At 27.1% G+C, this 207-nt stretch carries 1 protein-coding gene; it reads right to left on the bottom strand.

Translation table 11 applies throughout. The annotated features are described in order from the left end of the window. A partial coding sequence (locus FUA24_RS07970; protein WP_148541223.1) for a glycosyltransferase occupies nucleotides 1-207 on the bottom strand: 207 nt, incomplete at both ends.

Raw genomic sequence — 207 nt, 5'->3', positions numbered from 1 at the left:
TAAGCCAAAACTTTCGGTTAATGATGGTAGTAAAAACAAATCACTAAAACATAATATTTTATCAATTTCATTACTTCTTCCAAAGAAAATAACCCTATCTAAAATACCTAAATCTGCACATTGCTTTTCAATATTTTCTTTTTCAGGACCTTCACCAATAAACATTAGTTTAGCAGGAATTTGTTTTTGAATATTATAAAACACGCT

This window comes from Seonamhaeicola marinus (assembly GCF_008085455.1).
Note: the sequence above shows the minus strand (reverse complement) of the source record. Positions and strands in the feature narration are given on the sequence as shown.